Source organism: Mycobacterium sp. 852002-51961_SCH5331710 (genome assembly GCF_001665535.1).
In the GTDB taxonomy this organism is placed as follows: domain Bacteria; phylum Actinomycetota; class Actinomycetes; order Mycobacteriales; family Mycobacteriaceae; genus Mycobacterium.
Map to the genome: position 1 here is coordinate 1 of NZ_LZSQ01000022.1, position 21762 is coordinate 21762.

The 21762-nt window shown below is 67.1% G+C and carries 26 protein-coding genes and 1 riboswitch; of the genes, 19 read left to right on the top strand and 7 right to left on the bottom strand.

The window, feature by feature from the left end:
* From A5752_RS04115 to A5752_RS04135, 5 genes are all read left to right on the top strand, one after another.
* Positions 1-1403: Na+/H+ antiporter subunit D (locus tag A5752_RS04115; protein WP_067082505.1), on the top strand; the 1403-nt coding region annotated here is incomplete at its 5' end.
* Between the two features lie 84 nt (positions 1404-1487).
* A complete protein-coding gene (locus tag A5752_RS04120; protein WP_067082444.1) occupies positions 1488-2018 on the top strand; it encodes a Na+/H+ antiporter subunit E in 531 nt (176 codons plus the stop codon).
* Complete coding sequence (locus A5752_RS04125; protein WP_067082449.1) at positions 2015-2302, top strand: monovalent cation/H+ antiporter complex subunit F; 288 nt, start codon at positions 2015-2017, stop codon at positions 2300-2302. The genes A5752_RS04120 and A5752_RS04125 overlap by 4 nt, the downstream gene beginning before the upstream one ends.
* The gene (gene mnhG / locus A5752_RS04130) at positions 2299-2661 is read left to right on the top strand and encodes a monovalent cation/H(+) antiporter subunit G (RefSeq protein WP_067082453.1); all 363 of its coding nucleotides are present in this window, start codon (positions 2299-2301) and stop codon (positions 2659-2661) included. Before A5752_RS04125 ends, mnhG begins: the two co-directional genes overlap by 4 nt.
* Entirely contained in the window at positions 2648-3553 is a 906-nt protein-coding gene (locus A5752_RS04135; protein ID WP_067082456.1) for an SAM-dependent methyltransferase, read from the top strand. The genes mnhG and A5752_RS04135 overlap by 14 nt, the downstream gene beginning before the upstream one ends.
* A gap of 16 nt (positions 3554-3569) precedes the next feature.
* Here the strand turns inward: A5752_RS04135 and A5752_RS04140 are convergent, their stop codons facing one another.
* The 5 genes from A5752_RS04140 to napA are packed head-to-tail and all read right to left on the bottom strand — an operon-like array spanning position 3570 to position 6881.
* Positions 3570-4208 carry an LON peptidase substrate-binding domain-containing protein gene (locus tag A5752_RS04140; RefSeq protein WP_156613603.1) on the bottom strand — a complete coding sequence of 213 codons (639 nt, stop codon included), beginning with the start codon at positions 4206-4208 and terminating at the stop codon, positions 3570-3572.
* Between the two features lie 3 nt (positions 4209-4211).
* Positions 4212-5345 carry a glutamate--cysteine ligase gene (locus A5752_RS04145; protein WP_067082508.1) on the bottom strand — a complete coding sequence of 378 codons (1134 nt, stop codon included), beginning with the start codon at positions 5343-5345 and terminating at the stop codon, positions 4212-4214.
* A complete protein-coding gene (sodC, locus tag A5752_RS04150; RefSeq protein ID WP_067082459.1) occupies positions 5326-6063 on the bottom strand; it encodes a superoxide dismutase[Cu-Zn] in 738 nt (245 codons plus the stop codon). The genes A5752_RS04145 and sodC overlap by 20 nt, the downstream gene beginning before the upstream one ends.
* A 10-nt stretch (positions 6064-6073) precedes the next feature.
* Positions 6074-6532: a LytR C-terminal domain-containing protein gene (locus A5752_RS04155; RefSeq protein WP_067082461.1), complete on the bottom strand. Its 459-nt coding sequence runs from the start codon at positions 6530-6532 to the stop codon at positions 6074-6076.
* 40 nt (positions 6533-6572) lie between these two features.
* Positions 6573-6881 (bottom strand): nucleoid-associated protein NapA, encoded by a 309-nt coding sequence (gene napA / locus A5752_RS04160; protein WP_064351385.1) that lies wholly within the window; start codon positions 6879-6881, stop codon positions 6573-6575.
* 136 nt (positions 6882-7017) lie between these two features.
* Here napA and A5752_RS04165 point away from each other — a divergent pair, with 136 nt between their 5' ends.
* The 3 genes from A5752_RS04165 to A5752_RS04175 are packed head-to-tail and all read left to right on the top strand — an operon-like array spanning position 7018 to position 9326.
* Entirely contained in the window at positions 7018-7611 is a 594-nt protein-coding gene (locus tag A5752_RS04165; RefSeq protein ID WP_067082465.1) for a peptide deformylase, read from the top strand.
* Positions 7612-7613: 2 nt separating this feature from the next.
* Positions 7614-8507 (top strand): N-acetylglutamate synthase, CG3035 family, encoded by an 894-nt coding sequence (locus tag A5752_RS04170; RefSeq protein ID WP_231983323.1) that lies wholly within the window; start codon positions 7614-7616, stop codon positions 8505-8507.
* A 3-nt stretch (positions 8508-8510) separates the two neighbouring features.
* Positions 8511-9326: an exodeoxyribonuclease III gene (locus A5752_RS04175; RefSeq protein ID WP_067082468.1), complete on the top strand. Its 816-nt coding sequence runs from the start codon at positions 8511-8513 to the stop codon at positions 9324-9326.
* Here the strand turns inward: A5752_RS04175 and A5752_RS04180 are convergent.
* Positions 9296-11062, bottom strand: coding sequence for an MFS transporter (locus A5752_RS04180; RefSeq protein ID WP_067082517.1), 1767 nt, complete (start codon positions 11060-11062; stop codon positions 9296-9298). The genes A5752_RS04175 and A5752_RS04180 overlap by 31 nt on opposite strands.
* 169 nt (positions 11063-11231) lie before the next feature.
* Positions 11232-11340: riboswitch (TPP riboswitch) on the top strand.
* On the opposite strand from A5752_RS04180, the gene thiC reads away from it, so the two are divergent.
* The 7 genes from thiC (at position 11334) to A5752_RS04215 (ending at position 17440) form a co-directional block, all read left to right on the top strand.
* Positions 11334-12971, top strand: coding sequence for a phosphomethylpyrimidine synthase ThiC (gene thiC / locus A5752_RS04185; RefSeq protein WP_067082471.1), 1638 nt, complete (start codon positions 11334-11336; stop codon positions 12969-12971). (Overlaps the previous riboswitch by 7 nt.)
* Complete coding sequence (gene thiD, locus A5752_RS04190) at positions 12968-13804, top strand: bifunctional hydroxymethylpyrimidine kinase/phosphomethylpyrimidine kinase (RefSeq protein ID WP_067082476.1); 837 nt, start codon at positions 12968-12970, stop codon at positions 13802-13804. The genes thiC and thiD overlap by 4 nt, the downstream gene beginning before the upstream one ends.
* Entirely contained in the window at positions 13801-14424 is a 624-nt protein-coding gene (locus tag A5752_RS04195) for an alpha/beta hydrolase family protein (protein WP_067082481.1), read from the top strand. Before thiD ends, A5752_RS04195 begins: the two co-directional genes overlap by 4 nt.
* Positions 14414-14863, top strand: coding sequence for a septum formation family protein (locus A5752_RS04200; protein WP_197500537.1), 450 nt, complete (start codon positions 14414-14416; stop codon positions 14861-14863). Before A5752_RS04195 ends, A5752_RS04200 begins: the two co-directional genes overlap by 11 nt.
* A gap of 29 nt (positions 14864-14892) precedes the next feature.
* Entirely contained in the window at positions 14893-15603 is a 711-nt protein-coding gene (locus A5752_RS27670) for a DUF4190 domain-containing protein (protein WP_067082487.1), read from the top strand.
* Positions 15604-15657: 54 nt separating this feature from the next.
* Positions 15658-17145 (top strand): flavin-containing monooxygenase, encoded by a 1488-nt coding sequence (locus A5752_RS04210; protein ID WP_067082490.1) that lies wholly within the window; start codon positions 15658-15660, stop codon positions 17143-17145.
* Between the two features lie 16 nt (positions 17146-17161).
* A complete protein-coding gene (locus A5752_RS04215; protein WP_067082493.1) occupies positions 17162-17440 on the top strand; it encodes a DoxX-related protein in 279 nt (92 codons plus the stop codon).
* On the opposite strand, the gene A5752_RS04220 is transcribed toward A5752_RS04215, so the two are convergent.
* The gene (locus A5752_RS04220) at positions 17407-18648 is read right to left on the bottom strand and encodes a TetR/AcrR family transcriptional regulator (protein ID WP_067082494.1); all 1242 of its coding nucleotides are present in this window, start codon (positions 18646-18648) and stop codon (positions 17407-17409) included. The two genes, A5752_RS04215 and A5752_RS04220, sit on opposite strands and share 34 nt — an antisense overlap.
* 104 nt (positions 18649-18752) lie before the next feature.
* On the opposite strand from A5752_RS04220, the gene A5752_RS04225 reads away from it, so the two are divergent.
* The 4 genes from A5752_RS04225 to A5752_RS04240 all read left to right on the top strand — a co-directional run.
* On the top strand, positions 18753-18977 hold the full coding sequence (locus A5752_RS04225; protein ID WP_067082497.1) for a hypothetical protein: 225 nt from the start codon (positions 18753-18755) through the stop codon (positions 18975-18977).
* 13 nt (positions 18978-18990) lie between these two features.
* Complete coding sequence (locus tag A5752_RS04230) at positions 18991-19332, top strand: hypothetical protein (protein ID WP_067082499.1); 342 nt, start codon at positions 18991-18993, stop codon at positions 19330-19332.
* 14 nt (positions 19333-19346) lie between these two features.
* The gene (locus A5752_RS04235; protein WP_082963743.1) at positions 19347-20567 is read left to right on the top strand and encodes an APC family permease; all 1221 of its coding nucleotides are present in this window, start codon (positions 19347-19349) and stop codon (positions 20565-20567) included.
* The coding region (locus tag A5752_RS04240; RefSeq protein ID WP_067082502.1) for a uracil-xanthine permease family protein at positions 20564-21762 on the top strand (1199 nt) is incomplete at its 3' end. The genes A5752_RS04235 and A5752_RS04240, both read left to right, overlap by 4 nt.

The following is a 21762-nucleotide window of genomic DNA, read 5'->3' on the forward strand; positions in this document are numbered from 1 at the left end:
AGGAACGCCATGCACACGCCGGCCGACAGCACCAGATAGGTGGGCATGAAGATCGACACCGCTTGTCGGCGCTGATGCTCGTCGTCTCGTCGGTCGTGTTGGTGGCGGTGGTGTTCTACGCCATCGGACAGGGTGTCCGCGACGGTGACGAACGCCAACCGGTGTCGATCTTCATGCCCACCTATCTGGTGCTGTCGGCCGGCGTGTGCATGGCGTTCCTCGCGGGCGACCTGTTCAACCTGTTCGTCGGCTTCGAGGTGCTGTTGGCCGCGAGCTTCGTGCTGCTGACCATCGGAGCGAGTAAAGACCGTGTGCGCGCCGGCATCTCCTATGTGATGGTGTCGATGGTCGGGTCGCTGATATTCCTGTTCGGCATCGCCCTGGTGTACGGCGCCACCGGAACGCTGAACCTGGCCGAGGTCGCCGTGCGTCTGGACGACGTGTCGGGGGGCGTCCGTTCCGCGATGTTCGCCGTGCTGCTGGTGGCGTTCGGCATCAAGGCCGCGGTCTTCCCGCTCTCGGCCTGGCTGCCCGACTCCTACCCGACCGCACCCGCGCCGGTCACCGCCGTGTTCGCAGGCCTGCTCACCAAGGTCGGCGTGTACTCGATCATCCGGGCGCACTCGCTGCTGTTCCCCAGCGGTGGTCTGGACCCGATACTGTTGGTGGCGGCGCTGCTGACGATGTTGATCGGCATCTTCGGCGCGATCGCGCAGAGCGACATCAAACGACTGCTGTCGTTCACGCTGGTGAGCCACATCGGATACATGGTGTTCGGCATCGCGCTGTCCAGCCAGCTCGGCATGTCGGGAGCGATTTACTATGTGGCGCACCATATTCTCGTGCAGACGGCCCTGTTCCTGGTCGTCGGGCTGATCGAACGCCAGGCCGGCGCGTCGACGTTGGACCGCCTCGGTGGGCTGGCGGCCGCCAGCCCGTTGCTGGCGTTCGTGTTCGTCGTGCCCGCGCTCAATCTCGGTGGTATACCGCCCTTCTCCGGTTTCATCGGCAAGGTCGCGCTGCTCGAGGCGGGTGCGGAGGACGGTTCGGTGCTGGCCTGGACGCTGGTCGGCGGGGGCGTGGTGACCAGCTTGCTGACGCTGTATGTCGTTGTCCGGGTGTGGACGAAGGCGTTCTGGCGGTCGCGTGAGGACGCGCCGGAAGGGCATCTGTCCGCGGCGGTGCCGTCGGCACTGCTCGACGAACCCGAGGACATCCAGTTCGTCGACCGCGACCACGTCGGTCGCATGCCGGCGGGAATGGTCGGGCCGACGGGCGCGCTGATCGCGGCCGGGCTGGCGCTGACGGTGCTCGCCGGACCGATCTTCGGATACAGCGAGAGGGCGTCGCAGGAGGTGCTCGACAGGGTTGAGTACATCACCGCCGTGGTGGGGCAGCGATGAGCGCTTGCGCGAAGAGCAGAAGGCAGCGATGAGCGCTCGCGCGAAGAGCAGAAGGCAGCGATGAGGGCGTCGAGAACCGCACCGATGAGAAGCGTCGCGTTGCGCATCTGGGTCCTGTGCTGGCTGGTGCTGGTCTGGATCTTGTTGTGGGGCACGTTCTCTGCGGCCAATGTGCTTTCGGGCTTGGCCGTTGCGACGTTGATCACCTGGCTGCTGCCGCTGCCTGCCGTGCCGGTCGAGGGCAAGGTGCACGTGCTGTCGCTGATCCGGCTCATCCTCACCGTCGCCTACCGGCTGGTGCTGTCGTCCGTGCAGGTCGCGTGGCTGTCGTTGAAACCCCGCCCACCACTGTCCGCCGTGCTGCGCGCGCAACTTTCGGTGAAGTCGGATCTCGTGCTGTCGCTGGCGGTCATCATCTTCAACCTGATTCCGGGATCGATCGTGCTCGAGATCGACCAGACCCGTCGCCTGCTCTACATGCATGTCATCGACGTCGGGTCAGACCGCGCGCTGAGCGCGTTCTACCACCAGGTGGCCGTGATCGAACGACTGCTGGTCCGAACGTTCGAACGTCCCGAGGATTGGCGTCCGGCGCACGAGGAGAACGCAGCATGAATACCGTGTGGGTCATCGCCGCGGTGATGATCACCGCCGCCTCGGCGATCACGATGTTCCGGCTCCTGGCCGGTCCTAGCACCCTGGACCGGCTGGTCGCCGTCGACACGCTGATCGCGGTGGCCATGTGCGGGATCGGCATCTGGGGCGCCTATAGCTTGGACAGCACCGTGACATACGGGATGGCGGCGCTGGCTTTGATCAGCTTCGTCGGGACGGTGAGCGTGGCGCGGTTCCGCGTTCCCGACGTCGACAAGCCGCGGACGATCCGGGGCCGGCGATGACGATGCTGGACATCATCACGGCCGTGCTCGTGCTGGGCGGCTCGACGCTGGCGCTGACCGCGGCGATCGGCATCGTCCGTTTCCCCGACACGCTGACGCGGATGCACGCGGCGTCCAAACCGCAGGTGCTCGGGCTCCTGCTGGTGATCGCGGGCGCCGCGATCCGACTGCGGGGCAACACCGATGTCGGCATGCTCGTGCTCACGGGCTTGTTCACCATCATCACCGCTCCCGTCGTGGCGAACCGGGTTGGTCAGCTCGCGTACCGGGAACAGAACGTCCGAGACGATCTGTTGACCGCGGACGAGTTTGATGAGTTCGCCGACCACCCGGGAAGCGGTGCCAATGGCCAGGACTGACGACGACAGCTGGGACATCACCGAAAGCGTCGGCGCGACCGCGCTCGGGGTGGCCTGGTCTCGTGCGCAGGAGCAGAACACCGGCTGCCCGCTCTTCACCGACCCGTACGCCCAGATGTTCATCGACGCCGCTGTCGAGCGCGGTTGGCGACAACCTCCGAACCACATGGTCGAGCGAATCCGAGCGATCGGCGGTTACGCCGCGTCGCGCACCAAGTGGTTCGATGAGTTCTTCATCGCCGCCGGCGCCAACGGCATCGACCAGGCGGTGATCCTCGCGGCCGGCCTCGATGCGCGGGCATGGCGGTTGCCCTGGATCGACGGCACCGTCGTCTACGAGATCGACCAGCCCAAGGTGCTGGCGTTCAAGGTCGACACCCTGAGCAAGAACGAAGTCGAGCCAACTGCCCGATACGTTCCCGTGCCGATCGACCTTCGCGACGATTGGCCGCGGGCGCTGCGCGATGCCGGATTCGACCCGAGCGAGCCGACCGCGTGGGCGGCCGAGGGGTTGCTGCCGTATCTGCCGGCGAGCGGGCAGGACCTGTTGTTCGAACGGATCACAGAACTCAGCGCGCGAGGCAGCCGCATAGCCGTCGAGGCGTTCGGCGCGGGGTTCTTCGATCCGGAGTATCTGGCGAGTCGCCAAGAGAAGCTACGCGAGTATCGGCAGCAGGCCGATGAGGAAGGCGACGAGAACGCCTACGACGTCCAGAACCTGTGGTACGTGGAGGAACGTAGCGAGGTGAGCGAATGGCTTGCCGACCACGGTTGGGATGTCAACGCCGTCACTGCGGCGGATCTGATGGACCGCTACGGCCGGTGCGCCGTGGGCGAAGCCGACGACACCACGCCACGCACGGTGTTCGTCGAAGGAAAGCGGACCTGCTGATCGGCTCGCCGAGTGACTAGTCCCCCGAGGACAACTGGAACTCGACCATCGCCGTGACCGTATCGACCGCGTCGCTGAGCGCGGCCAGCCGCGCTGCCGCTGTCGGTGCGGCCAGCACGGCGTAACGGTCGGCCTGCCCCATCGGCAGCCGGGAGGTCAACGCGTACAACCACTTACCGGCGTCGCCGGAGGCGTCGGCACCGGCGATGAATTCACGGCCGTTGACCTCGCCGCCGCGCGCCGCTGCGATCCGCTCGAACAACGCGACCATGCGATCCTCGACATCGCGGATCGCGTCCACGTCGACGGGATCGCCCGGCTGGTCGGGCCACGGTTCGACTGCGGCGCGCGGATACGGGTCGTCGGGCTGCCATTCGATGACCCGGATGCGTTCGCCCATCGTGCATTTGAGGCGGTAACGGCCATCGCCGAAATCTGCGACCTCGACGATGTGGGCCAGAGCGCCCACATCGCTGCGGACATCCCCGCCGCCCACCTCACGCCCCGCGGTGATCAGCACAACGCCGAACGCCGGATCCTCGGTGGCCAGACAGTCCGAAACCAGTGCGCTGTAACGCGGTTCGAAGATGCGCAGCGGCAGGTCCTCGCCCGGCAGCATCGCCACCTGCAGCGGGAACATCGGGATCGCCGCCACCGCCTACAGATCCAGTTCGGCGACCAGCGCGTCGACGACGGAGCGCAGGTCACCGTCGTGCTCCTCAGCGACGCGGCGCTGTCGCTGATACGACGCGCCGGATCTGTAGATCTCCTCGACCCCGCGGAGTTCGTCGGCGCAGTGCAGCGACGCGGCCACCGGTTCGAGCCGGTTGAGCAGCTCGTCGAGATCCTCGGTCACCAGGCGCTCGTTGCTGTCGGCGTCCTGAATGATGATCGCGTCCAGGCCGTAACGCGCTGCGCGCCACTTGTTCTCCTGCACGTGCCACGGCGGCATGGTCGGCAACGACTCACCCGCGTCGAGCCGCCTGTCGAGGTCGACGACCAGGCAGTGCGTCAACGCCACCAACGCACTCAGCTCGCGCAGATTGGACACCCCGTCGAAGACCCGTACCTCCACGGTGCCGATGTGCGGCGAAGGCCGGATATCCCAACGGATCTCGTTCATGTGGTCGATGATGCCGGTCTTCTTCTGGTCGTACACGAATCGTTCCCACTCAGCCCAGGTCTGGAAGTGGAACGGCAAGCCCGCCGTCGGCAACTGCTGGAACATCATTGCCCGGTTGGATGCGTAGCCGGTGTCCTGACCATCCCAGAACGGGGAGGACGCCGACAGTGCCAGCAGATGCGGATAGTGGTTGAGCAGCGAGGTGTTGATCGCCATCACCTTGTGCGCGGACCGGACTCCGACATGGACGTGCACGCCCCAGATCAGCATCTGCCTGCCCCACCACTGAGTGCGCTTGATCAGCTCGGCGTAGCGCGGGGCGTCGGTCAGGCTGCCCGGCGACCACTTCGCGAACGGGTGGGTGCCTGCGCAGAAGAGCTCCATGCCGCGGGACCGGACGATCTCGCGCGCCGCCCCGAGCGTCGAGCGCAGGTCCTCCATGGCCTCGGGCACCGAATCACAGATGCCCGTGACGATCTCGACGGTGTTGCGCAGCAGCTCTTTGTGCACGCGCGGGTTGTTCTCGCCGAGCTCCTCGATGACCGCGGTGGCCTCGTTGCTCAGATCCCGCGTCGTCGCGTCGACAAGAGCGAACTCCCACTCGACCCCGACCGTGGGTCGCGGCGAGCCGACGAAGTCGATGTGGCTGTTAGCCGGTACGGATAACACCGCATGCCACCCGCGATCCGGCGTCACCGGTCGCCAGAGTGGTCGCATCCGGCGGCGGGTCACCGTTGACCTGCTGGTAGCGCTCCGGCGGGATGTTGGCGAAGTTGTCCGCCTTCTCGTGGATGATGATCGCGGTTCCCGCGCCTGAGGTCAGCTCCTCGGCGGTGAACGCGTCGGTGGTCGTCACCACCTTCGCCGAACCGTCCTCGCGGACCTGGAGCGACGACAGGTCGCCGCTGGCCGGGTGGCCGCTGTGGCCGGGCACCTGGAAGTGCCCACCCGCGGAGTTGAAGTTCCCCGGCGCACCGCCGGTCGGCGCGACCGAGTTGGCCTCACACTTGCCGACCTGATGGATGTGCATGCCGTGGAAGCCGGGAGTCAGCTTGCCCGATGCCGTGGTCTCGACGGTGATCGTCGCGTAGCCGCCGCTGAACTGGATGTCGGCCTTGGCCACCGGCGTACCGTCGGCCAGTTTCAGTTCGGCGCTGAGGGTCTCACCGGACCCCTGACCCTCGCCCTGGCCTTGATTCTGACCCTGGCCCTGTCCGCCACCATGGCCGCCGCCGCCCTCACCCGGCGGAGCCGACGGAGGCGGCGACCCCGTCCACACGGGCGGCGGGGTGCCCTGAACGTTGCTGGGCTCCTCGGGTGACGAGCAGGCGCTCAAGGCCAAAGCGGGAATTGCGAACAAGGCAGCGGCGGCGACGGTCTTGAACATGTGCAAGAGCCTAACCGGTGACCACCACGATGACGCCCGGCGGTTGTTCGGCGAGTGCGGGCAACCGCGGTTCGACGGGCGCCTCGAGTAGACGCCCCACCTCTTCTGCGGCCTTCTGCTCGCCGGGCGCGTCGCTGAAGTACACGGTGGTGGCCGTGACCTCCGGCAGTTCGAGGTTGCCGGTCTCGGTGACGTTCCAGCCGGCCTCGCGCAGCCGTCCGGCGGTGCCCTCCGCCGCGCCCTGCACCGTGGAGATGTTGAACACCCGAACCTCGGCCTCGGCGGGTTTGGGCGTGGCCGAGGTGGTCGGCGTGGTGGTCGTGGTCGTCGTGGCCAGCGGTGGCGCGTCGTCGTCGTCGCTGTCGCCACCCATCGCCTGGAACGCGACCAACAGGAACACGACGCCGAGGAAGAGCAACACCATCACCATGGCGCGCAGCGGCAGCCCCGACGAATCTCGCTGGTTCATTGCGCCCACCTTATCGAGCGGGCCACGCGGCCCGGGTAACTCAGGTGACGTCGAAGCCGAGGCGGCGTGCCGCCCGCGCCTTCTGCCTGCTGGCCCGCAGTCGCCGCAGCCGCTTGACCAGCATCGGATCGGCGGCGAGCGCCTCCGGCCGGTCCACGAGCGCATTGAGGACCTGGTAGTAGCGGGTGGCCGACATGGAGAACAACTCTTTGATGGCGTCTTCCTTGGAGCCGGCGTACTTCCACCACTGCCGCTCGAACGCGAGAATGTCGTGCTCGCGCCGGGTCAGCCCGTCGGAGAGTTCAGAGTTGTCTCCGGATTGTTCAGTCCGCGCGATCGCGCCGTCCATCTGGCTCTTGGACCCTTCCGACAACTTGAATGACATCGCTGTGGTTCGGCGCTCATTCAACCACGTGATCGGCCGATGAGCGCTTCGACATGCCCGCGAGTCGGCCAGCAACCATTGCCGACCTAAGATTTTGCGCATGGCAGTCGTTCCGATCCGCATCGTAGGAGATCCCGTCCTGCACACGGCCACCGAGCCGGTGCCGGTCGGAGAGGACGGTTCGCTGCCCCCCGATCTCGCGGATTTGATCGCCGACCTGTTCGACACGATGGACGCGGCGAACGGGGTTGGCTTGGCCGCGAATCAAATCGGGGTGTCCAAGCGGGTGTTCGTCTACGACTGCGCCGAGGTGCGCGGTCGTCTGACCCGCCGCCGCGGCGTGGTCGTCAACCCGGTGCTCGAAACCTCCGAGGTTCCCGAGACCATGCCGGATCCGGACGATGACGACGAGGGTTGCCTGTCGGTGCCCGGAGAGTCTTTTCCGACGGGGCGGGCCGACTGGGCTCGGGTGACGGGTCTGGACGCCGAAGGCAATCCGATCACCCTCGAGGGCACCGACCTCTTCGCCCGGATGCTGCAGCATGAGACCGGCCACCTCGACGGCTTCCTTTATCTGGACCGCTTGGTCGGCAGGCATGCGCGCAGCGCCAAGCGCGCGGTGAAATCGCACGGCTGGGGTGTGCCGGGGTTGTCGTGGATGCCCGGTAAGGATCCCGATCCGTTCGGTCACTGACCGTGGCCGAGCTGCCCGCGGTCGGAACGCGGGTGATGGTGCGTTACCGGCGACCGGCCGGTTCGACACCGCCGCTGACCGACGTGATCGGACACGTCGTCGATGTCGGTGCGACACTTGGCATCCGGACAAAGACGGGCACCGTGGTGCAGGTCGCGGTCGACGACGTCGTGGCCGTCAAGACGCTCACTGCTGCGCCGGTGCGCACCGCCGACATCCGCAACACCGAACACGCGGCGGCCATGGCGTGGCCCGGGGTCGAACAGAAGTGGCTCGGCGGCTGGTTGTTACGCGCCGCCGACGGTCATACTCATCGCGCCAACTCCGCTGTGCCCCTTGGCTTTGACGCCGACGCGACGGCCATTACGGCTATCGTCGACTGGTACGGCGAACGGGGACTGACGCCTTGGCTGTCGGTGCCCGATCGACTGTTCGGCGCGGCTCCGGTTCCGCCCCACCTCGAAACCGAGGTCATGACAAGCGATTTGCCTCATACAGTGCTCGACGAGCGGGTGCGCCTCACCCCGACCCCCGACGCGCAGTGGTTGGGCCTGTATCGACGCGACGTGCCGGTCGAGGTTCTGACCGCCGTCGTCGACGGCGAGGTCACGTTCGCGTCGATTCCCGGCGCGGCGGTGGGCAGGGCCGCAGTGACGACGGCGCCGGACGGTCGGCGTTGGGTCGGGTTGTCGGCGGTGCGCGTCGACGAACAGGCCCGCGGCCGGGGACTGGCGCGTGCCCTGTGCGCGACGCTCCTGCACTGGGGCGCCGAACGCGGAGCCACCCGCGGCTACGTACAGGTGCTCGTCGACAACGCGGTGGCCCTCGGCCTCTACCGGTCGATGGGTTTCACCACGCAGCACCGCAGCCGCTATGTCGACGCTCGTAGCCTGTAGGCCATGCGGATCGCCACCTGGAACGTCAACTCGATTCGGGCCCGCGTCGAGCGGGTCACCGACTGGCTCGAGCGCGCCGACGTCGACGTGTTGGCGATGCAGGAGACCAAGTGCAACGACGAGCAGTTCCCGGTCATGCCGTTCCTCGCGGCCGGCTACGAGGTGACCCATTGCGGGTTCAACCAGTGGAACGGCGTGGCGATCGCGTCCCGCGTCGGCATCGACGACGTACAGGTCGGGTTCGACGACCAACCCAGCTGGAGCGACAAACCCGAAGTGGAGGCGGCCGCCGAAGCCCGCGCTATCGGCGCCACGTGCAACGGCGTTCGGGTGTGGAGCCTCTACGTGCCGAACGGCCGATTCGTCGGCTCGCCGCACTACGAGTACAAGTTGGAATGGCTTGACGCGCTCCGCGATACGGCACAGAAGTGGTTGTCCGACGATCCGGTGGCCCAAATCGCGCTGGTTGGCGACTGGAACATCGCGCCCACGGACGATGACGTGTGGAGTGTGGAGTTCTACCGCAACAGCACCCACGTCACCGAACCCGAGCGCGCTGCCTTCAACGCGGTGGTCGAAACGGGTTTCGCGGATGTGGTTCGGCCGTTCACCCCTGGACCGGCGGTCTTCACGTACTGGGACTACACGCAGCTGCGGTTCCCGAAGAACCGCGGTATGCGCATCGATTTCATACTCGGCTCACCCGCACTCGCCGAGCGCGTCACCCACGCCGAGATCGTCCGCGACGAACGCAAGAGCGGCAAGGACCGCGTCGGGGCGCCGAGCGATCACGCCCCGGTCTTGATCGAACTGGCCTGACCGGAGGCGGCGTCCTCGTTCGATTGATCGCCGTAGTTCCCCGGGTTGAAGATCGACGCCACCGCGCCGATGAGCATCATCACCGCCGCGGCGACGAACACCACGACCAGCCCGCTGTGGAACGGTCCGGTGATCAGATGCGGGAAGAACGTCTGGCCCGTCAGGGTTTCGGCATCCACACCGGGCTGTTGAAGGGCGTGGTAGGGCTCGAGGAGTTCGGCCATCGGGTTGTAGCCGAGGAAGGCCGCGAACAGGCTCCCGACCGGAGGCAGGTTGGCCACGTCGTGCGCCACAGGTGCGGAGACGCCCTGCTCCTGCAGGCCCGCATTGAGCGCCTCAGGCAGCGTGTTGGCCAGGCCAACGATCATCAGCGAGAAGAAGATGCCGATCGACAGTGCCGAGCCGGCGTTGAAGAACGTCGACCGCACGCCCGACGCGGCGCCGCGTTCGGCGGCGGGCACGCTCGACATGATCGCCGCGGTGTTCGGGGCGGTGAAGATGCCGCCGCCCAAGCCGTTGAAGAACACCAGGACCGCGAAAACCCAGTAATCGAAATTCACCGGGATCATCACCAGGGCAACGAAACACACGGCCATCAGCAGCATTCCGCCGACGGTGAACCACCGGGCGCCGAATCGATCGGCAAGCGAGCCGGCGAGCGGTGCCGCGATCAGGAAGCCGAACGTCGCGGGCAGAAGATAGATGCCCGCCCACAGCGGCGTCGATTCGAAGTCATAGCCGTGCAGCGGAAGCCAGATGCCCTGCAGCCAGATGATCAACATGAACTGCAGGCCGCCGCGGCCTACCGACGACATCAGCCCGGCGAGATTGCCCATACCGAACGAGGTGGACCGAAACAGCCGGATGTTGACCATCGGCTGCGGCACCCGCAGTTCGATGAGGCAGAACGCGACCAGCAGCGCGAACCCGCCGATGATCGAACCGAGCACCCACGGATTCGTCCAACCCGTCGACGAATTGCCGTAGGGCTGAATGCCGTAGGTGATGCCGACCAGCAGCGCGGTCAGGCCGATGCCGAACGTCAGGGTGCCGGCCAAGTCGAGCCGCCCCGGCGTCCGCACACCGAGTTCGCGCAGCGACCGGTAACTCCAGACCGTTCCGAGCAGCCCGATGGGCACACCGACCCAGAAGATCGCCTGCCAATGGATCTCGGCGAGCACTCCGCCGATCAGCAAGCCGAGGAACGACCCGGCCACCGCGGCCGTCATGTTCACCCCCAGCGCCATGCCCCGTTGATTGGCGGGGAACGCATCGGTGAGGATGGCGCCCGACGACGCCATCAGCATCGCACCGCCCACACCCTGAACCACACGCCAGGCGATCAGCCACATCGCCCCGGCGCCGAGTTGGAACGGGTCGAAGGACAATGCGATCGCCGCGACGGTGAAGACGGCGAAGCCGAGGTTGTAGATGCGGACCCTGCCGAAGACGTCGCCGAGGCGTCCGAAGAACACCACCAGCACCGCGGTGACGACGAGGTACCCCATCAGCATCCACAGCAGGTAGCTGACATTGGCAGGCGCCAGCGGGTTCAAGCCGATGCCGCGGAAGATCGCCGGCAGCGAGATCAGCACGATCGAGGCGTTGATCGCGGCGAGCAGCATGCCCAGCGTCGTATTGGATAAGGCGATCCACTTGTATCGCGGGTGATCGTGGTCCATCAGCATCCGTCGACGCGTCGTTTCGGTGAGCGCCGCCTCGGCGTCGGGCGCCATCGCAGGCTTGGTGGTCTCAGGGGTCATCGCTGTCGCTGTCTACTTCGCTCCGGGGTCGATGGGCGCCGCCACGGCGGAAAACACATATATTAGCTATACAAATTACTCCCCCACAAATTCCGCGCAGTTTCGTACTCCCTTCGACGACGCGGCTGCGCTAGCGTGGCAGGCGTCCGCACACGGGAGCGCACACCAGTGCGCTGAGAGGACGGGTGGGCCCGTCGACCGTACGAACCTGACCGGGTAATGCCGGCGTAGGGAGATTGATCAAATGACGCACGTCGCGAATGGTTCTGTCACCGTGACCACCGGCCCCATCGAGGGCAGCACGAAGGTCTACCGCGAACTCGACGGGGTGCCCGGCGCGAAGGTGCCGTTCCGCCGGGTGCACCTGTCCAACGGCGAACACCTCGACCTGTACGACACCTCCGGTCCGTACACCGACCCGACGGCGGACCTCGATCTGCAGGCGGGCCTGTCGGCACGGCCCGGCGTCGCACGCGACCGCGGCACCCAGCTGCAGCGGGCCCGCGCCGGCGAGATCACCGCCGAGATGGCCTTCATCGCGGCCCGCGAAGGCGTCCCCGCCGAGTTGGTCCGCGACGAGGTCGCCGCGGGCCGGGCCGTCATCCCCGCGAATCACAACCACCCCGAGACCGAGCCGATGATCATCGGCAAGGCCTTCGCGGTGAAAGTCAATGCCAACATCGGCAATTCGGCGGTGACCAGTTCGATCGCCGAAGAGGTCGAGAAGATGGTGTGGGCCACCCGGTGGGGCGCCGACACGATCATGGACCTGTCCACCGGCCGCGACATCCACACCACGCGCGAGTGGATCCTGCGCAACTCCCCGGTGCCCGTGGGCACCGTGCCGATCTACCAGGCGCTGGAGAAGGTCAACGGTGATCCCGCCGCGCTCACGTGGGAGTTGTACCGCGACACCGTGATCGAACAGTGCGAGCAGGGCGTGGACTACATGACCGTGCACGCGGGTGTGCTGCTGCGCTACGTCCCGCTCACGGCCAAGCGCGTCACCGGCATCGTCAGCCGCGGTGGTTCCATCATGGCCGCCTGGTGCCTGGCGCACCACACCGAATCGTTCCTCTACACCCACTTCGGCGAACTGTGCGAGATCCTGCAGCGCTACGACGTGACGTTCTCACTCGGTGACGGGCTGCGGCCCGGCTCGATCGCCGACGCCAACGATGTTGCGCAGTTCGCCGAGCTGCGCACCCTCGGCGAGCTCACCAAGATCGCGAAATCGCATGGCGTGCAGGTGATGATCGAAGGTCCCGGCCATGTGCCGATGCACAAGATCGTGGAGAACGTGCGGCTCGAGGAGGAGTGGTGCGAGGAGGCGCCGTTCTACACCCTGGGCCCGTTGGCGACCGACATCGCCCCCGCCTACGACCACATCACCAGCGCCATCGGCGCGGCGATCATCGCCCAGGCGGGCACCGCGATGCTGTGCTACGTCACGCCGAAGGAACACCTGGGCCTACCCGACCGCAAGGACGTCAAGGACGGGGTCATCGCCTACAAGATCGCCGCGCACGCCGCAGATCTCGCGAAGGGCCACCCGCACGCTCAGGAGCGCGACGACGCGTTGTCCCGCGCGCGCTTCGAGTTCCGCTGGAAGGACCAGTTCGCGCTGTCGCTCGATCCCGACACCGCGCGTGAGTACCACGACGAGACGCTGCCCGCCGAACCGGCGAAGACAGCGCACTTCTGCTCGATGTGCGGGCCCAAGTTCTGTTCCATGCGGATCACTCAGGATGTTCGCGACTACGCCGCCGCGCACGGTCTGGACAGCGAGGAGGCGATCGAAGCCGCCATGCAGATGGGAATGGACGAGAAGTCACGCGAATTCGCCGAACACGGCAACCGCGTATATCTACCGCTGGCATGAGCTATCTGCCGTTGCCCGAGCCGGGCGTCACACCGGTGCGGGTGCTGACCATCGCCGGGTCCGACTCCGGCGGAGGTGCCGGCATCCAGGCCGACATGCGCACGTTCGCGCTGCTCGGGGTGCACAGCCTGGTCGCGGTCACCGCTGTCACTATTCAGAACTCGCTCGGCGTCAAGGGTTTTCACGAGATCCCGCTTGACGTCATCGCCGGTCAGATCGAAGCGGTGGCCTCCGACATCGGTGTCCAGGCCGCCAAGACGGGAATGCTCGCGTCGTCCGACATCATCGACACCGTCGCCGACGCCTGGCGCGCGCACGGCCTGGCGGGTTCGGTGCCGTTGGTCCTCGACCCGGTGTGCGCCTCCATGCACGGCGATCCCCTTCTGCATCCCAGTGCGCTGAATTCGCTACGCACGCAACTGTTCCCGCTGGCCACCCTGGTCACGCCGAATCTCGACGAGGTGCGCCTGCTCGTCGATATAGAGGTCGTCGACGACGCGACACAACGGGAGGCCGCCCGCGCGCTGCACGCCCTCGGACCGCAGTGGGCGCTGGTCAAAGGCGGGCACCTGCGCGCCTCGGCACAAAGCCCCGATCTGTTGTTCGACGGCACCGAGTTCCACGAGTTCGATGCCACGCGCATCGACACCGGACACGACCACGGCGCCGGGGATACGCTCGCCGCGGCGATCGCCAGCGCGCTGGCGCACGGCTACCCCGTACCTGAGGCCGTCGCGTTCGGCAAACGCTGGGTGACCGAATGTCTGTGCGCCGCTTATCCGTTGGGACACGGGCACGGCCCGGTATCGGCGCTGTTCAGGTTGGCCGAGTGAACCTAGAGGCCATCGCGGGTGTCGCGCACGAGCCCGTGGGTGACCCCGCCGGTGCCGTCGTGCTCACCCACGGCGCAGGTGGAAGCAACCAGGCACCGCTGCTCATCAGGCTGTGCGACGAGTGGGCGGCGCGTGGTTGGCTCGCGGTGCGCTACAACCTGCCGTACCGGCGCCGCCGCCCCAAGGGTCCGCCGTCCGGATCCGCCAAAACCGATCAGGCCGGAGTGGTCGAGGCCGTCGAGCTGGCCCGCACCCTCGTCGACGGTCCGGTCATCGCAGGCGGGCACTCCTATGGTGGCCGGATGACTTCGATGGCGGTCGCCGACGGGGCCGCCGACATCGCCGTGCTGACGCTGTTCTCCTATCCGCTGCACCCGCCCGGTAAGCCCGAACGTGCCCGCACCGAACACCTTCCGCGCATCGCGGTGCCGACGGTGTTCACCCACGGCACCGCCGACCCGTTCGGCTCGATCGACGAATTGCGGCCCGCGGCAGGGCTGATCGGCGCGCGCAGCGAGGTCGTCGAGATCACCGGTGCCCGGCACGATCTGGGCTCCAAGTCGCTCGATGTGCCCGCGCTGGCGGTCAATGCGGCATTACTGTTACTGGGTGCGTCCTAGCCACTGGGTGATCGTCGCGGTCGTCGTTGTCGGCGTCGTCGCGCTCGCGACGATCGGCTGGTTCTACATCGTCGCGCCCCGGCTGACGACTCCGGTGCGGGCCGACCTCTTGGCCCTCGGTGACTGTGTGCGGACGTCCGAAAACGATGTCCTGCCGCACGAAGTCAAACGGGTGACGTGCGACGGGCCGCATTACGGGGAAGTCTTCGCGATCGTGCGTGCACCCGACACACGCGAGTATCCCGGCGAGGACACGCTGAGGCGGCTCGGCGACCAGTGCAGCGGAAAGCTGTTCGACTACGCGCCGAACATCCCCGAGGGCCCGACCTTTCGGCTCGCACTCGGCGTCCCGAGCGCGCAGGCCTGGTCGGAAGGGTCGCGCTCGGTGGTCTGCGTCGCGATGGCCAAGAACGAGCGCTGGGGATCGATCCGCAGCTAGATGGCGATCGCCGCGCTACGGTTGCTCGCGTGACCACGCCGCCGGGCCCTCCCCCGCCGTACGGACCGCCGCCTTACGGGGGCCAACCGCCCGATCCGTACGCGCCGCCCGCGTCCGCGTATCCGCCGCCACCGCCGCCGCCTCCGTACTCGCAGCAACCGTCCTATTACGCGCCGCCCCAACAGCGGTCCACGAATTGGTGGGCCGTCATCTCGCTGATCTTCGGTCTGCTCGGTGGCGTACTGATCAGCGTCGTCTGCGGCGTCGTGGGCCTGAGGAAGGCCAGGGAGGGCCAGGGCGGTCGCGGCATGGCGATCGCGGGCCTGGTGCTGTCGGCGCTGTGGGTGGTCGCGCTCGTCGTCGGGCTGCTGATCTACTTCCTGGTCGGCAACGGGACGGTGACCGCGACCGACGTCAAGGAGGGCGACTGCCTGGCCGAGATCCCGTCGAACACCCGGGTGCTGACCGTGAAGACGGTCGGATGTGATCGGGCCCACGCCGGCGAGGTCTTTGCGGTGCTCCAGATGCCCGACGGTGACTTTCCCGGCCAGGCGGCGATCGACGCCTATGCCGAGAAATGCAGCCCCGAACTGGCCGCCTACTCGCCGGCCGCGATGACGGACACGTCCGTACAGCTGTATGTGCTCTATCCCACTGCCGAGACATGGGAGCAGGGCGACCGCGCCGTGACCTGCATCGCGACCCTCGAGCCGCCGCGATCCGGAACGATCAAGGGCTGAGGTCGCTTCGGCACGCCGACGGGCCGTATCCGCTGCCTGAGGTACCGTTTTTTCATGACTTCCGGACAATTCGACGCCGTTATCGTCGGCGCCGGTTTCGGGGGGATCGGCGCGGCCATCCAGCTCAAGCGGTTGGGCTACGAGAACTTCGTCATCCTCGACCGCGAGGACGACCTGGGCGGCACCTGGCACGTCAATCACTACCCGGGATTGGCGGTGGACGTGCCGACGACCACCTACTCGTACTACTTCGAACCCAACCCGAACTGGTCCCGGTTGTACTCCACGGGGACCGAGATCAAGCGGTATGCCGGCGACGTCGCCGACAAGTACGACGTGCGCAGGCATATGCGGTTCAACACCACCGTCGAAGGTGCGTTCTGGGAGGAAGAGGCCAACGTGTGGCGGGTCGCCTTGGCCGACGGTGAGTCGCTGACGGCGCGCTACCTGATCACCGCCACCGGCTTCCTGTCACAACCGCACACGCCCGACATCCCGGGTATCGCGAGCTTCGCGGGCAAGATCATTCACACCACCGACTGGGATGACACCTACGAACTGACGGGCCGTCGCGCAGCGGTCATCGGAACCGGCGCGACGGCAGTTCAGCTCATTCCCGAGCTGGCGAAGAAGGTGTCGGACCTGACCGTCTATCAACGGACGCCGGTATGGGTGGTGCCCAGACTCGATTTCCCGATCTCCGAGGGTGTCAAGCGGCTGTTCGCTCGGATTCCGTTGACGCAGCGCGCTCTTCGGGCGGTCACCGACGCGATTTACGAGTTCTTCCTCTATGTCGGATTACGCCACAGCCGACTGCTGTTCCGGCGGCTCAACGTCGCGGCGTCGGATGTGGCGAAGATGCACCGCTTCTTCTCGATTCGGGATCCCGAGCTGCGCAAGCAGCTGACACCGGACTACGACTTCGGCTGCAAACGCCCCACGTTCTCCAACAGCTACTACCGCGTCTTCACCAAACCGCATGTGCACCTGCAGACTTCGGGAATCGATCACATCGAAGCCGACGGCATCGTCGCCAGCGACGGCACCAAGACCGAGATCGACACGCTGGTGCTGGCGACCGGCTTCGATCTGTGGGAGGCCAACTTCCCGGCGATCGAGATCGTCGGGCGCGCGGGGCGCAACCTCGGTAAGTGGTGGCGCGACACCCGCTTTCAGGCCTATCAGGGTGTCACGGTCCCCTACTTCCCCAACTATCTGAGCCTGGCGAGCCCATACGCGTTCCTCGGATTGAACTTCTTCAACACGATGGAATACCAGATGCGCCACATGGATCGGCTGTTCGGCGAGATAAAGCGACGCGGGGCGACGACGTTCGAGGTCACCGAGGAAGCCAACGCGCGGTACCTGGACCGCATGACGGAATTGATCGGCCATTCGGTGTTCATGGCCGGGCACTGCGCGGGTTCGCGGTCCTATTACTTCGATCCGAACGGCGAGGCCACGCTGCTGCAGCCGACCTCGACCCGCAAGGCCATCAAAGAGGCGTCCCAGTATCCTCTGAGCGATTACCAGATCGCCTGAGCAGAGAGGAACAGCTGTGTCACATGAGGATTCGGGCGGCGGTTCGCGCGCGGCCACGTTGGCCGGCCTGGGTGTCGCCGGCGTCGGTCTCGCGCATTTCGTCAAACCGGAGCTGTTCGAGTCGGTGACCGTGCAGGCGTTCCCTCGCAACACCCAGCAGTACATCTACGTCAACGGTGCCCTCGAGACGGCGCTCGGGCTCGGGCTGGCCGCGCGCAAGACCCGCAAGCTGGCGCTGCTCGGGACCGTCGGCTACCTCGCCTACTTGGCGGGCAACGTAGCGCGCAACCGGTAGCGCCCCAGCAGCGTCATATCGAGCAGCCGCTGCAGCACCGCACGGTTCTGCGGCGAGTTGGTGTACCGCATCAGCCGGCCCAGGTCGATCACCAGCGACATGGCCGCGTGGACGGCGAACCGGGCCTGGCCCGGCGTCCACTCCGGCCGCACCGCGACCACCAACTCCACCCACGATTCGACGTTGGCGCGCTGCATGTTTCGCAGGATCTTCTGATCGGTGGGCGACATGTTGAGCCGCTCGGTGTAGTAGACGTACTCCAACTCTGGCTGCGCGAACGACCTGGCCACGTAGGCGTCGATGACGGTGCCGAGCGCGTCCTCGGGATCTGCGATCGCGCCGGTGATCGCCGTGAGCTCCTCGGAGAGCCGGTCCGCCGCCCTGCGGAAGGCCGCGGCGAGGATGTCGCTCTTGCCGGCGAAGTAGCGGTAGATCCCCGAGGCGGGCATGCCGACGGCCGCGGCGATGTCCTCCATGCCCGTGTCGCGATACCCCTTGATGTTGAACAGGCGCATCGACTCGTTGAGTAGCGCTTCATACTTCGACGGCTCGACACCGGTGGAGACCGGCGCGACCGGCTCGTCGGCGACGTCGTCGCCGTCCGGCAGCTCCGTGGCCGTCAGGGAGACCGCGAGATCGGAGATCAGCGACCGCACCTGGGCGGCGGGCAGCTTGGCCCGATGGTCGACGATGCTGCCGACGACCGACAGCACCGCGATGGACAGCATCCACCCCTGCCGCGAGGTCAAGCCCGGGCGCATGGCGCGGATCGGACGCTGGATGCGGTGGTTGACGGTGCGCATCTGCGCGATCAACGATGCTTGATCGTCGCCGCGCAGATAGCGGCCCTCCCAGCGGTACAGGCCACCCGACTCCCGGTTCGCCAGTGCCGTCTCGACGAGCGCGTCGGCAAGCCGCCGCAGTTGCACCTGCGGGTCGTCGAGGTCGGCGTCGTCGGCGAACGCGGTGGCGTCCACCAACTGCTGGCCCAGGTTCAGCACGGCGTCGCGGAACAGGTCGTACTTGCTGGCGTAGTGCCGGTACAGCGCGGCCGCCGAAATCCCGACCCGCGAGGCGATCGATTCCATGCTGACGCCGTAGAACCCCAGCGTGCTGAATGCCTCGGCCGACGCCCGGGCAATCTGGGCCTTGCGGTCCTTCGGCCGGCGCCGGACCGCGTCACCGCTCGCCGGCCGAGTGCGCGACATGGCAGACACGATATCGGACCGAGTGCCCCCACACCGGTCGAGTTCACCGGTCGACGTCGGCGCGAACTTGCCAGACCACGCAGAATGGCGATTAACATAATGGGATGTTCGGCGCGCTCCGCAAGCTACTGGGCTTTCAGGTCACCATCGGCGAGTTGATCACGGTGGCCCTCGTCCTCGGCACGCCGTACCTGCTGGTCGGCGTGTTCTGGTCGACCACCCACACCGACCACCTGCGGCAGATGAACGGCGCCGACCTGGTCGTCTCGTACCTGGGGGCGATCGTTTCCTGGCCCGTGCTGCTGTTCGCCGATGTCTGCATGACATGAACGGGGGAACACATTGTCCGACCACCACCACCGCCTTGCCTGGACCGGCATCATCGCCGCCATCGTGCTGGCCGGCGCCCTGCTGGCGTTGAACTTCCCGGTGTTCCTGGACAGCTACGACCAATACGGATTCCAGATCAAGTGTGGGACGGGGTATCTGTCCGACCTGACGCAAGCGGCCGCGGCCACCGGCGGCGGCGACTACGTCGACCAGTGCGAGACGGCGCTGCTGACGCGGCGGCTGTGGACCATCCCCCTGGCCCTGGCTGGCGCGGCCGCGCTGCTGCTGGCCCTCGTCGCGTCCGCGACGACGTCGGCGCGCCAGTCGTTGCAGGCGCACCACGACAACGCCTGATCTAGCATTCCGGCGTGAGCACGCCGGCGGGCCCAGCGCTGCCTCGGCGACTCGGCACCTTCGACGCCGTGGTCATCGGACTGGGTTCGATGATCGGTGCGGGCATCTTCGTCGCCCTGGGGCCCGCCGCGGCGGCCGCGGGATCGGGGCTGCTGATCGGTCTGGCGGTCGCCGCCGTCGTGGCGTACTGCAACGCGACCTCATCCGCCCGACTCGCCGCGCGGTACCCGGAGTCGGGCGGCACCTACGTCTACGGGCGTGAACGGCTCGGCGAGTTCTGGGGTCACACCGCGGGGTGGAGCTTCATCGTCGGCAAGACCGCGTCCTGCGCGGCGATGGCCCTCACCGTCGGCTACTACGTCTGGCCGCATGCCGCCCGGGGGATTGCAGTCGGGACGGTCGTCGCTCTGACGGCAGTGAACTACGCAGGCATCCGCAAGTCGGCGCTTCTGACCCGCGTCATCGTGGGACTGGTGCTGGCGGTGCTGGGCACTGTGGTGGTGACGATCCTGGGTTTCGGGGACATCGACGCCAGCCGGTTGTCGATCGGCACCGACGCCTCCGTCGGCGGCGTGCTGCAGGCCGCCGGGTTGCTGTTCTTCGCGTTCGCCGGTTATGCGCGGATAGCGACGCTGGGCGAGGAGGTCCGCGATCCGGCCCGCACCATCCCCCGCGCAATCCCGATGGCGCTGGCCATCACGCTCGCGGTGTACGCACTGGTCGCCGTCGCTGTCCTGTCCGAATTGGGAAGTGCGGCAACGGCGTCGGCCACCGCGCCGCTGGCCGACGCGGTGCGGGCCGCCGGGTTCGGCGGCCTGGAGCCTCTCGTGCGGGTCGGTGCCGCGGTGGCGGCGCTCGGCTCGCTGCTGGCGCTCATCCTCGGGGTGTCCCGCACGACGCTGGCCATGGCGCGCGATCGTCGTCTGCCGCACGCCCTGGCCCGTGTGCACCCGCGCTTCGGCAGCCCGCACCGCGCCGAGGTCGTCGTCGGCGTGCTCGTCGCCGTACTGGCCGCGACCGTCGACGTGCGCAATGCAATCGGATTCTCCTCGTTCACGGTGCTCGTCTACTACGCGATCGCCAACGCTTCGGCTTGGACTCTGGGTCGCCGAGCGGTCCCGACGGTGGGGCTGGCCGGTTGCCTGCTGCTGGCGTTGCTGCTACCCGTCCCGTCGGTGCTGACCGGCGCTTGCGTGGTGCTCGTGGGCGCGCTGGCTTACCGTCTTAGACCGTGATCGAGCTGACCTGGAAGCACGTCGAGGCAGATTCCGGTGACGACTTCGTCGTCGCCCCCGACGAACGCCTCGGCTGGGGCCGAACGATCGGGCTCGGCGCCCAGCACGTGGTGGCCATGTTCGGCGCGACCTTCCTGGTCCCCGTACTCACCGGCTTCCCGCCCGCGACGACGCTGTTGTTCTCCGGTGTCGGAACGGTGCTGTTCCTGCTCATCACGGGCAATCGACTGCCCAGCTACCTGGGGTCGAGCTTCTCAGTCATCGCGCCGGTCACCGCGGCGGTGGCCTCACACGGAACGGGAAGCGCCCTCGGCGGTCTCGTGGCGGTGGGCCTCGCCCTGATCGCGATCGGCGGGCTCGTTCACCTGGTCGGTACGCACTGGCTCGACGTGACCCTTCCCCCGGTGGTGACCGGTGCGATCGTCGCGCTCATCGGTTTCAACCTTGCGCCGTCGGCCAAGGCCAACTTCGAACAGGGTCCGCTGGTCGGTCTCGTCACGCTGGTGCTGCTGGTCGCAACCCTGGCTTTCTTCCGCGGCATCATCGGCCGGTTGGCCATCTTCGCGGCCGTTCTCGTCGGATACCTTCTCGCGCTCGCGCTCGGTGAGATCGACACCGCGGCGATCGCCGCCGCCCCGTGGCTGGGGCTGCCGGAGTTCCAGACCCCGACGTTCACCCTCGCGGTGCTGCCGATGTTTCTGCCCGCGGTGATCGCGCTGGTCGCAGAGAACATCGGCCACGTGAAATCGGTCGGTCAGATGACCGACACCGACGTCGACCCCGTGATGGGCCGGGCGCTGGCCGCCGACGGTGTGGCCACGACGCTGGCCGGTTTCGGCGGGGGGTCGGCGACGACCACCTACGCGGAGAACATCGGCGTGATGGCGGCGACACGGGTGTATTCGACTGCGGCGTACTGGGTTGCGGGCACGGTGGCAATTCTGCTGTCGCTGTGCCCGAAGGTCGGCGCGGCGATCTCGGCCATTCCGGCCGGTGTGCTCGGCGGCGCGACCGTCGTGCTCTACGGGTTGGTCGGTGTGCTAGGTGTCCGGATCTGGTTGACCAACCGGGTCGACTTCGCCAAGCCGATCAACCAGATGACCGCGGCCATTCCGCTGATCATCGGCATCGCCGACTTCACGTGGAACGCAGGCAGTTTGACGTTCACCGGAATCGCGCTGGGTTCTACACATCT